The organism is Streptomyces sp. NPDC057137 (assembly GCF_042670825.1).
Lineage (GTDB): Bacteria > Actinomycetota > Actinomycetes > Streptomycetales > Streptomycetaceae > Streptomyces.
Genome location: NZ_JBHUUW010000011.1, coordinates 175,816 through 186,670, shown reverse-complemented (window position 1 = coordinate 186,670; position 10,855 = coordinate 175,816). Strand labels below are relative to the sequence as shown.

Annotated in this window: 10 protein-coding genes; 5 read left to right on the top strand and 5 right to left on the bottom strand. The window is 71.3% G+C overall.

The window, feature by feature from the left end:
* Positions 1-98: 98 nt before the first annotated feature.
* A complete protein-coding gene (locus ACFT9I_RS12785; protein ID WP_382563494.1) occupies positions 99-1,394 on the bottom strand; it encodes a M16 family metallopeptidase in 1,296 nt (431 codons plus the stop codon).
* The gene (locus ACFT9I_RS12780) at positions 1,391-2,719 is read right to left on the bottom strand and encodes a M16 family metallopeptidase (protein WP_382563492.1); all 1,329 of its coding nucleotides are present in this window, start codon (positions 2,717-2,719) and stop codon (positions 1,391-1,393) included. The genes ACFT9I_RS12785 and ACFT9I_RS12780 overlap by 4 nt, the downstream gene beginning before the upstream one ends.
* A gap of 195 nt (positions 2,720-2,914) precedes the next feature.
* Here ACFT9I_RS12780 and ACFT9I_RS12775 point away from each other — a divergent pair, with 195 nt between their 5' ends.
* The 3 genes from ACFT9I_RS12775 to ACFT9I_RS12765 all read left to right on the top strand — a co-directional run bounded on the left by ACFT9I_RS12775 (position 2,915) and on the right by ACFT9I_RS12765 (position 3,644).
* Positions 2,915-3,097 carry an LxmA leader domain family RiPP gene (locus ACFT9I_RS12775; RefSeq protein WP_382563490.1) on the top strand — a complete coding sequence of 61 codons (183 nt, stop codon included), beginning with the start codon at positions 2,915-2,917 and terminating at the stop codon, positions 3,095-3,097.
* A gap of 90 nt (positions 3,098-3,187) precedes the next feature.
* Positions 3,188-3,370, top strand: a complete 183-nt coding sequence (locus tag ACFT9I_RS12770; protein ID WP_382563488.1) for an LxmA leader domain family RiPP — start codon at positions 3,188-3,190, stop codon at positions 3,368-3,370.
* A gap of 91 nt (positions 3,371-3,461) precedes the next feature.
* A complete protein-coding gene (locus tag ACFT9I_RS12765; RefSeq protein WP_382563487.1) occupies positions 3,462-3,644 on the top strand; it encodes an LxmA leader domain family RiPP in 183 nt (60 codons plus the stop codon).
* A gap of 111 nt (positions 3,645-3,755) precedes the next feature.
* Here ACFT9I_RS12765 and ACFT9I_RS12760 read toward each other — a convergent pair whose 3' ends face one another.
* Positions 3,756-4,226: a hypothetical protein gene (locus tag ACFT9I_RS12760; protein ID WP_382563485.1), complete on the bottom strand. Its 471-nt coding sequence runs from the start codon at positions 4,224-4,226 to the stop codon at positions 3,756-3,758.
* Positions 4,223-4,495: a helix-turn-helix transcriptional regulator gene (locus ACFT9I_RS12755; protein WP_031231541.1), complete on the bottom strand. Its 273-nt coding sequence runs from the start codon at positions 4,493-4,495 to the stop codon at positions 4,223-4,225. The genes ACFT9I_RS12760 and ACFT9I_RS12755 overlap by 4 nt, the downstream gene beginning before the upstream one ends.
* A gap of 142 nt (positions 4,496-4,637) precedes the next feature.
* On the opposite strand from ACFT9I_RS12755, the gene ACFT9I_RS12750 reads away from it, so the two are divergent.
* A complete protein-coding gene (locus ACFT9I_RS12750; protein WP_382563483.1) occupies positions 4,638-5,636 on the top strand; it encodes an LLM class flavin-dependent oxidoreductase in 999 nt (332 codons plus the stop codon).
* Entirely contained in the window at positions 5,629-6,747 is a 1,119-nt protein-coding gene (locus ACFT9I_RS12745; protein WP_382563481.1) for a hypothetical protein, read from the top strand. Before ACFT9I_RS12750 ends, ACFT9I_RS12745 begins: the two co-directional genes overlap by 8 nt.
* Positions 6,748-6,760: 13 nt before the next feature.
* Here ACFT9I_RS12745 and ACFT9I_RS12740 read toward each other — a convergent pair whose 3' ends face one another.
* The gene (locus ACFT9I_RS12740; RefSeq protein WP_382563519.1) at positions 6,761-10,591 is read right to left on the bottom strand and encodes an ABC transporter ATP-binding protein; all 3,831 of its coding nucleotides are present in this window, start codon (positions 10,589-10,591) and stop codon (positions 6,761-6,763) included.
* Between the last annotated feature and the right edge of the window lie 264 nt (positions 10,592-10,855).

Here is a 10,855-nt window from a genome sequence, read left to right as displayed (position 1 = left end):
ATCCGGCGCATGCTCGCCGTACCGAACCGGCCGCGGGGCCCCCCCCCCCGGGGCGGGGGGGGGGGGGGCCCCCCCCACCCCCCCGGCCCCTCTCAGGCTCAGAAGTCGAGTTCGGCCGAATCGTCGCGCCGCAGCGGCGCGACCGCCGACTCGTCGGCGAGCACTACGCCCGTGAAGGCCTCGGGCCGGAAGAACCGCCGGGCCGCCTCCGTGACCGCCTCGTACGGCACCCCGTCCAGCAACGGCCCCCACCCGTGCAGCCAGTTCGCCCCGACCCCGATGTGCAGCAGATTCGACAGGCCGGAGGCAAGGGAGGCCGGGGAGGACATCGCCGTGGCGATGGAGCCGATCGCGTAGCTCCTGGCCGCGTCGACCTCCCCCTCCGACGGGAGTTCGGCCGCCATCCGCTCCAGCTCGCCCCGGATCACCCCGAGCGCCGCCACCGTGTGCTCGGCCGCGGTGTCGGCCTCGACCATCAGCGTCGACGCGCCCGGTACGGACTCCATGCCGGAGCCGAGCTGGTACGCGTACCCCTTCTCCTCGCGCAGGTGCGCGACCAGCCGGGAGGCGAAGGACCCGCCGAAGACCAACTGGGCCAGATGCAGGGCCGGATAGCCCGGATCGGTACGCGGCAGCGCCGGGGTCGCCAGCCGGATCATGCTCTGCACGGCGCCCGGCCGGTCCACCCACAGCGGCGGTCCGCCCACGAACGACGGCGGCGACTGGGGTACGTCGTCGGCCGCCCCGGCCTGCCACGCCCCGAACACGTCGGTGACCGCGGCGAGAGCGTCCTCGGGCCGCAGATCGCCGACCAGGACGAGCACCGCGCCGGTGGCTCCCAGATGGCGCGCGTGCAGCTCGGCCAGGTCCTCCGGCGTGCAGGCGGCGGCCAGTTGAGGCGCGGGCTGGAGGCGCGCGGCGACCTCGTCGCCGTACCGCCTGCGCAGCAGCGCCTGTTGGGCGACGGCCGCCGGCTGGTGGGAGGAGAGCTCGATACGGCGGGCCAGCCTGGCCCGTTCGGGGGCGACGACGTCCTCCGTCAGCCGGGGCCCGAGCACCGTCTCGGCCAACAGGGCCAGCACGGCGGGCAGGGAGCCGGCGAGGGTGTGTCCGGTGACGCTGAACCTGCGGGCGTCGGCCCCGGCGCTGAGCGTGGCGCCGTGCGTGGCGAGGGCCGTGTCGAAGGCGTCGGCGTCGCGGCGCGTGGTGCCTTGCAGCAGGATCCCGGCCAGCAGTTGGCGCAGCGCGACCTCGCCCGGTCCGGTGGCGGCGTACGGGACGGTGAGCCGGACCTCGACGAGGGGGACGACGGGGGCCGAACAGAGCACCACCCGGAGACCGTTGGGGAGGGTGGTGTCGAGGTCGGGCAGCGGCAGCCGCGCGTCGCCGGTCATGCCGCGGCCTTTCCACGGGCCGTCGCGGTCTCGGTCGCGGTCTCGGTCGCGCGCGGTACGAAACGTACGACCGCCCGGTGCGAGTCGCGCAGCCGGGCGGCGGCCCGGCTCACCTGCTCGCCGGTCACCCCGGTCCGTATCAGCTCGGGCAGCCGTTCGGTCAACTCGGCCTCGCCGAAGAGCATTTCCCGCGCGCCGAGGAGCTGGGCCCGGGTGCCCGGGTCGCCCAGTTCGCGCAGCGCCCCGGACGCCCAGCGCGCGGTGGTGGCGTGCAGCAGCCCGGCGTCGACCTCGTTCTCGGCGAGTGTCGTCAGTACGGTGTCCAGCGCGTCCGTGACGCGCCCGGCGTCCCCGTCTCCCCCGCTTCCGTACACCGCGAACAGCGTCAGCAGATCAGGCCCCGTCGTGTCCAGCGGCAGCCCGAACAGCCCGCACCCCACCGACAGGCTCGACACCCCGGTCGGCGCCGCCGGCCCCCGGCGCAGCAACGCGTGTCTGCCCTGCCCCAGCAGCGCCGCCAGGACGAGGTGCGCGAGGTAGTCGGCGCGCTCGGTCACTGGATCCGGCATCCGGTAGCCGACCGCCACCGCGGGCAGTCCGGCGTGCGGGTCGGTGACCGACAGCTGTATCTCCGCCCGGGGCGCCGGCTCGGGGCCGTCGGGCGCGGCCACCGTGGGACGCGCCGGCAGGGGGCCGAAGCAGCGGCGTACGAGGCGTTCCGCCGTGTCCGGGTCGAACGCGCCGGTCAGCGTCACGAGGGCATTTCCGGGCCCGTAGTGGTCGATGAAGAATCGCTCGCACAGCGGGATGTCAAGGGCCGCGAGATCGACGGTCTCGCCGTATCCGTCCCGCGCGTTTTCGGCGCGGCTGTGCAGGGCACGTGGCAGCACCCAGGGAAAAGCGCCGTACGGACGATTGCGCACCATGAGACGTATCTCTTCGTCAATCACGGCGGTCTGTGTGCGTAGATTCTGCGCGGAAATACGCGGTGAACGCATTCGGTCTGCTTCAAGACCGAGCAGCATTTCCAACGCCGTTGCGGGGGCTGCGGCGTAATAAACCGTCAGGTCCTGTCTGGTCTTGGCGTCTCCGAGGCCGCCGGCGCGCTGTACCTGGGGCAGGTATCCGCCGGGTGGGCCTCCATGGCCGCCCTGGACCATGAGATGTTCGAAGAGATGGGCAAGACCCGTGTGCCCCTTGGGCTCGGTCCGGAAACCCACTCCGTAGTGCACGGCGACACCGATTGACGCGCCGGTCGGATTGGGTGCGAGCAGCACCCGCAGACCGTTGTCCAATACCAGGCGGCGCAGTTGATTTCGGGTCATCCCGGCGAGCATAGACGGGGTCAACTACGGGCTCAACGGGGCCCGTTGACCGAAAGCGGCCACTGTCCGAAAGCGGTCAACTCCATTGCCAGCGCGGCACCGGTGACGGAATGGTGCTGGCACAGCCGGAGAGCGTGATTCCCCAATTGCCGATCCGGTCACCGTTCATTCTCGCTATCGTCCAAGGGAGTTGCCATGAACACTCAGTCCCTGATCAGCGGCTACGCCAGCTACGCCGACGCCGAGGAGATCGTTCCCGCGGTGGACGCCCCGGGCGGCACCATCACCATCACGGTGACCTCGTCGCAGGCGTGCATCTCCGCCGCGTCCGCCATCTCGGCCGTGTCGATCGACAACACCTTCGACCACTCCTGCTGAACCGCGTCACCGCGTAACGGCAGCGCCGTGCCATCCAGCGATCGCCGAACCGTGCACGTATTCGTTCTCGTTCCGTCTTAGGGAGTCGCTATGAACACCCAGTCCCTGATCAGCGGCTACACCAGTTACGCCGAGGCAGAAGAGATCGTCCCCGCGGCTGAGGCACCGGGCCTCATCATCACCACCGTCACGACCTCGTCGCAGGCGTGCATCTCCGCGATCTCCGCCGTCTCGGCCGTGTCGATCGACAACACCTTCGATCACTCCTGCTGAACCGGCAGCGCTCGGCGGCAATCGCCGATCCGATCACCGTTCATCCGAATCGTTCGAATCGTTCGAATCTCGAATCGCTCTAGGAGTCGCAATGAACACCCAGTCCCTGATCAGCGGTTACACCAGCTACGCCGACGCCGACGAGATCGTCCCCGCGGTGGAGGCGCCCGGCGCCACCATCACCGTCACGGTCACCTCGTCGGCCGCGTGCATCTCCGCCGCGTCCGCCATCTCGGCCGTGTCGATCGACAACACGTTCGACCACTCCTGCTGAACCGCGTGACCCGCTGAGCACGACGCACCACCAGCACCACCAGCACGACGCGTACAGGGCGGGTGCCCACCGCCGCAATCGGTGGGCACCCGCCTCACCGTGTTACCCGTCCTACTCGTCCCGGAAGCTCTCGCTGTCCTCGCCGTCCATACCGGACAGTCCCAGGAGGATCGACGGCAGCGCGGCGGCGGTCAGCATCAGCGTGGTGAGCAGCGCGGGAATCCGCTCGATCACATCGGGCTCGTTCTGGAAGGCGACCATGACCAGTACGACCGCCATGCCGGCGCCGACCGCGCACTGGTACCCGACGAACACGACCCGGTTGCGTACGACTTGCTCGCGCTCGTCGAGTCCCGCCACGGGCCGTTCGCCCAGGCCGCGGGTCATCGAGCGCAGCATGCCCCACAGCATCAGCCAGACGACGAAGGCCACGAGCCACCAGGAGTCGGAGAAGGCGTTGCCGTCCGAGATCTGCGACAGCACCACCATCACCACGCTGAGCGCGCCGAGCGCGATCGCCATCGGCCGCAGGGGACCCCGGGCCACCGTTGTCGTCTCGTCGGAACCTTGTTGCGGCGTCACGAGCGTTCCTCCTTGTTGTACAGCTGGGCGGAGAGCGGGACGAAGGGCTTACGACTGAAGATCGCCTCGACCGGAAGCCCGAACACGTCGCTGAGCCGGAACGCCAGATCGAGACTCGGGAAGTAGTCACCCCGTTCGATGGCGCCGATCGTCTGCGGGTGGACCTCCACCGAGTTGGCGAGCGCGACCCTGCTGAGGCCGCGCTCCGCGCGCAGGACTCTCAGCTGGTTGTAGATCGGCGATCCCTCGCGATGGCTCACTGGGCTCATATCGAGAAAGATAATGGAAACACAACATTCCGTCAAGGAATCACAACAGATACAGTGAGCAACAGGCACCGCGTGGCACGCGCGGCGGCCAGAGCATCAGCCGGAGCAATCGCCACAGCTATCAGGGAAGGTGTGCTGCCTCGTGACCACCGACGCCTCCGACCGGTCCACGCTGCCGAGCATCCTCGTACCGAGCATGCCGGACACCACCGAGACCGTCCGTCCCTACGCCGAGCTGGTGCGCGACGGCGACGCACGCCGCGTATGGATGGGCCAGTCGCTCAAGGTGGAGACGCACCAGGTGTTCGCGCATCTGGCCGGCGCCGGCGTACGCGTCCCGGTCGGCACCAGCGTGACCCTGATGCCGCTGCGCCACCCGTACGAGGCGGCCCTCCAGGCCCGTTCGCTGGCCCTGACGACGGGTCACCCGGTGGTCGCCGGCTACGGCGTCGGCGCGCCCGCCTTCGTACGGAGCCTGAACGGGCGGCCGTACGACAGCCCCCGCACGATGGCCGCCGAGTACCTGCGTACGGTCCGCTCCCTGCTCGACGGCGAGATCGTCGACCACGACGGCGACTACCACGCGCTGCGCGGACGCCTGATGCCGATGGAACACCCGCGCGTGGAGGTCGGGGTGGGCGTGCTGCGCCCCAACATGGCGCGCACCGCGGGCGGTGTCGCCGATGTCGCCATCACCTGGATGACCCCGCCCGGCTATGTCGCCGAGACCCTCATACCCGCCCTGGACGAGGGCGCCAAGGGCCGGGACTCCCGGTGCCGGGTCGCGACCGTCGTCCATGTCGCCGTCGACCGCCCGAAGCGCGACCCGTACGTCCTCGCGCACACCGCCGCCGCCGGGCACCTCTCCGCCGACCACTACACGGACATGCTGCGCCGGGCCGGAGTCGCGGCCGACCCGGCCGACCCGCGGGCCGGCGCCGTCTCCCTGGTGGACAGCGGGACGTACGTGTACGGCTCCGCCGACCACATCGCGGGCGTGCTCGGCGAGTACAAGGACGCCGGAGTGGACGAGGTGATCCTCAACTGCGGTGGTGTCCTCTTTACGGAGGGCCAGGCCGCCGCTCTCAAGGACGCGCGGGAGATCGTCGAAGCGGTCCGTCGGCGGGACGGCCGTGGCTGATCGGGCCGACGCCCCGGCGGTCCCCGCGGCGGTACGGCCTGCGGGGGCCGCCGGATCCGTGACCGTACGCGAGTACGGCACCCGGTACCTGCGCATCAGCGTGCGGTACCACGGCGACGCCCGGTTCAGCTGGCTGCGCGTCCCCGGGCCGGCCCACGACCGGCCGCAGGCGCCTCCCTCGCCTGCGGCCGGCGTGGCGCTGCACCGCGTGGACGCCGCCATCGCGCGTGACGGCAGCGCACGTGACGGCAGCGCCCCCGACCGCATCACGCGAGACGCGTCCGGCGCGCGGCTCGCCCTCGGTGAGTGGGACGCGGTGTCCGAGGAGGGCGGCGTGGTGTACCGCGTGCCCGGCGCCGTCTCGGTCGCCCGGCTGCTGCCCTCCGGTGACGAGACCGCCTACCGGCTCTCCGTACGGGCGTTGGCGGACGTGGGCCGGACACTGCGGCAACTGCACGACGTGCCGTGGGAGTTCGGGGAGCCCGTACCGCCGCACCACGGCGTCGGGCGGCTCCTGGACTGGATCTCGGGGGCCGCTCCCGACGCGGCTCCCGACGGGGACGGCGCCCGGCTGCGCGCCCTGGCCCACGACCGGCTCGGCCCACGCCTGTGGACCCGGCTGACCGACTGGGCCGTGGCCGCCCAAGAACCACCCGGCAGGGGAGGAGCGGTCCTGCTGCACGGTGCTCCGAGCACCGGCTGGCTGGTCCCCTCCCCTGCCGGTGACAGCGTTCTGCTCACCGGCGAGGAGGTCACGGGCGGCGACCCGGCGCTCGACCTCGGCTGGATCCTCGGCGAACTGCACGAGTTGCGTTCCGCCGCCAGGCGCGGTCTCGGCGCCGCCGGCCAGGGCCCGTCCGTGGACTATCCGGCCGCGGCCCGCGCCCTGCTCGCCGGCTACCTCCGTACAGAGGGCAGTCCGGACGACAGCAATCCGGCGCCCGCCGCCGCGGAACTACCGCCCGGCACCGCCCGCGCCGCCACCCTCCGACTCGCCATCCATATGCGGGACTTCGCGTCGTTCGTCGGCTGGCACGAGGACCTGCGCCGCTACGCCGACCTGCTGGCCGAGACCCTCGACGCGGACGGCGCCCCCACGCTCCAGTGGTAGGCCGCCTCCAGCCTCACGCCCCCGCGACGGTGGCGCGCTCCTCCTCCGGCTCGCCCTCGGTGCCGGTCCCGGCCTCGGCCTCGGCCTCGCCGATGAAGCTGCGCCACAGCCGCGCGTACGAGCCGCCCAGCGCGAGCAGTTCCCCGTGCGTACCGTCCTCCACGACCCGGCCGTGGTCCATCACGACCACCCGGTCCGCGCGCGCGGCCGTCGTCAGCCGGTGCGCGACGACCAGCGTCGTCCGCCGCCCCGACAGCCGGTCCGTCGCCTGGTTGACCAGCCCTTCGGAGGCGAGGTCGAGCGCGGCGGTCGCCTCGTCGAGGAGCAGCACGTCCGGGTCGACCAGCTCCGCGCGGGCCAGGGCGATCAACTGCCGCTGACCGGCGGAGAGGTTACGGCCCCGCTCGGCGACCTCGTGCAGATAGCCGCCCTCCAGCGTGGCGATCATCTCGTGCGCGCCGACCGCGCGGGCCGCCGCCTCCACCTCGGCGTCGGTCGCCCCCGGCCGCCCGTAGGCGATGGCGTCGCGCACCGTACCGGCGAAGAGGTACGCCTCCTGCGGTACGACGCCGAGCCGGTGCCGGTACGCGGTCATGTCCAGGTCGCGCAGGTCGGTGCCGTCCGCCGTCACGCGCCCGGACGTCGGGTCGTAGAAGCGGGCGACGAGCTTGACGAGCGTGGACTTGCCCGCGCCCGTCTCGCCGACGAAGGCGACCGTCTGACCGGCCGGTATACGGAGGTTGATGCCCATGAGGGCGGTCTCCTCCTGGACCGGGGCCTTGATCAACTGGACCGGATCACCCGCGCCGCCGCCCTCCGCCGGGCCGCCCTCCGCCGGGCCACCCTCCGCCAGGCCGCCCTCCAGCGTGCCGTACGCGAAGTGCACATCCTCGAAGGCGATCTCGCCGCGCAGCGACGGCACGTCGATCGGCTTCTTCGCCTCCTCCGTGGATGTCGGCTCGCGCAGCAGCTCCTGGATGCGCCCCAGCGAGACCGTGGCCTGCTGGTAGCCGTCGAAGACCTGCGACAGCTGCTGCACGGGCGCGAAGAACAGCTCGATGTAGAGGAGGTACGCGACGAGTGCGCCGGTCGTCAGTGTGCCCGCCTCCACCCGGCCCGCGCCGACGATCAGTACGGCCGCCGCGGCGACCGACGACAGCAGCTGGACGAACGGGAAGTAGATGGAGATCAGCCACTGGCCGCGTACCCGCGCCTGCCGGTAGTGGTCGCTGCGGCCCGCGAACCGCGCCGCGCCGTCCTTCTCACGGCCGAAGGCCTGGACGATGCGCAGCCCGGACACGGACTCCTGGAGGTCGGCGTTGACGACGCTGATCCGCTCGCGCGCCAGCTCGTACGCCTTGACGCTCTTGCGCCGGAAGAAGACGGTGCCGACGATCAGCACGGGCAGCGTCGCGAAGACGACCAGTGCCAGCTGCACATCGATGACGAGCAGTACGACGAGGATGCCGAAGAAGGTGACGACGGAGACGAAGGCCGTGACGAGCCCGGTCTGCAGGAAAGTCGACAGGGCGTCGACGTCCGTCGTCATGCGGGTCATGATGCGGCCGGTCAACTCGCGCTCGTAGTAGTCGAGTCCGAGCCGCTGGAGCTGCGCGAAGATCTTCAGGCGCAGTGAGTACAGGACGCGCTCACCGGTGCGGCCGGTCATCCGCGTCTCGCCGATCTGGGCGATCCACTGGACCGATACGACGAGCAGACCGAGCAGGGACGCGGCCCATACCGCGCCGAGCGCGAGCTGTCCGACGCCTTCGTCGATGCCGTGCCTGATCAGGACGGGCAGCAGCAGGCCCATTCCGGCGTCGACGGCGACCAGCGCGAGGCTGGCCGCCAGGGGCAGGCCGAAGCCGCGCAGCAGTCGGCGGAGCCCGTACGACGACTCGGAGTCCACGGCGCGGGCCTCGTCGATCGACGGGACGTCGGTGGCCGGTGGCAACGCCTCGACCTGTGCGAGGAGTTCGGGGGTCGCGCCGGGCGCGGCGGACTCCTCGGTGGGTGCCTCTTCGCGTTCCCACAGGGTGGGTGTGATGCCGCGTTCCGCGTCGAACTCGGCGTCCAGCTCCTCCTGGACGGTGCGGTCGTCCTCCGCCGCCGTGCCTCCGACGACGGCCGGGACGTGGCCCGGGGACACGCCGCCCAGTTCGTCGGGGTCGGTGAGCAGCCGGCGGTAGAGGGCGGAGCGTTCCTGGAGTTCGTCGTGGGTGCCGATGTCGGCGAGCCGTCCGTCGTCGAGCACGGCGATACGGTCGGCGAGGCCGAGGGTGGAGCGGCGATGGGCGATGAGCAGTGTCGTACGGCCGGCCATCACCGAGCGCAGCGCCTCGTGGATCTCGTGCTCGACGCGGGCGTCGACGGCGGAGGTGGCGTCGTCCAGGAGCAGCAGGCGGGGGTCGGTGAGGATGGCGCGGGCCAGGGCGATGCGCTGGCGCTGGCCGCCGGAGAGGGTGAGGCCCTGTTCGCCGACGGTGGTGTCGTAGCCGGCGGGCAGGTCGGCGATGAAGCGGTCGGCCTGGGCGGCGCGGACGGCTCGTTCGATCTCCTCGTCGGTGGCGTCGGGTTTGCCGTAGGCGATGTTGGCGCGGACGGTGTCGGAGAAGAGGAAGCTGTCTTCGGGGACGAGCCCGATGGCGGCGCGCAGGGAGCCGAGGGTCAGTTCGCGTACGTCGTGGCCGCCGACGAGGACGGCACCGTGCGTGACGTCGTAGAAGCGCGGCAGGAGCAGCGACACGGTGGACTTGCCGCTGCCGGAGGAGCCGACGACGGCGACGGTCTCGCCGGGGCGGATCTCCAGCGAGAAGCCGTTCAGGACGGTGCGGCCGTCTCCGTAGGAGAACGTCACGTCGTCGAACTCGACGGACGCCTCGATGTCCGCCGGGAGGTCCTTCGTGCCGTCCTGGATCGACGGCTCGGTGTCGATGAGTTCGAGGACCCGCTCGACGCCGGCGCGGGCCTGCTGGCCGACGGTCAGGACCATGGCGAGCATCCGGACGGGGCCGACGAGCTGTGCGAGGTAGGTGGAGAAGGCGACGAACGTGCCGAGGGTGATCTCGCCGCGGGTGGCGAGCCAGCCGCCGAACGCGAGCATCGCGACCTGTCCGAGGGCCGGTACGGCCTGGAGGGCGGGTGTGTAGCGGGAGTTGAGCTTGATCGTACGCAGCCGGCCCGCGAACAGCTTGCGGCTTGCGGCGCGCAGTTTGCCGGTCTCCTGGTCCTCCTGGCCGAAGCCCTTGACGACGCGTACGCCGGAGACGGATCCGTCGACGACGCCGGCGACGGTCGCGGCCTGCGACTGGGCGTACCAGGTGGCGGGGTGCAGCCGGGTGCGGCTGCGGCGGGCGATGTACCAGAGGGCGGGGGCGACGGCGATGGCGACGAGGGTCAGGGGCAGTGACAGCCACGCCATGATCACGAGGGAGATGACGAAGAGCAGGACGTTGCCGATGGTCATCGGCAGCATGAAGAGCAGGCCCTGGATGAGCTGGAGGTCGCTGGTGGCGCGGCCGATGACCTGTCCGGTGGACAGTTCGTCCTGGCGGCGGCCGTCGAGCTCGGCGATGGTGCCGTACATCTCTGTACGGAGGTCGTGCTGGACGTCCAGGGCGAGGCGTCCGCCGTAGTAGCGGCGGATGTATGTCATGGCGTAGATGACGACGGCCGCGGCTATGAGGAGGCCGGTCCAGACGGCGATGGACCGGGTGCCGGTGCCGATGACGTCGTCGATGACGACCTTGGTGATCAGCGGGACGAGGGCCATGACGGCCATGCCGGCGAGGGACGAGCCGAGGGCGAGGATCACATTGCGCCGGTAGCGCCAGGCGTAGCCGATGAGACGCCGGGCCCAGCCGGCGTCTTTGCCACTCGCCTCGCTCGGGTCCGGCCGGTCCGACTGCTCTGGCCGGTCCGGCTGCTCCGGCTGGTCTTGCCGGTCCGGTCCCTTGCTCTCCGGGTCTGTCCGCTCCGCCGCCACTGTCGCCGCCCTCCGTTGCCCTGCCGCTTGTCGGTACGCGGGCGTCCCCCGTGGACCCCCTGCCGGAAGGCATCAACGCGCCGACGTGCGGATTTCATCCCGCTGCAACAAATACCCGTCCTT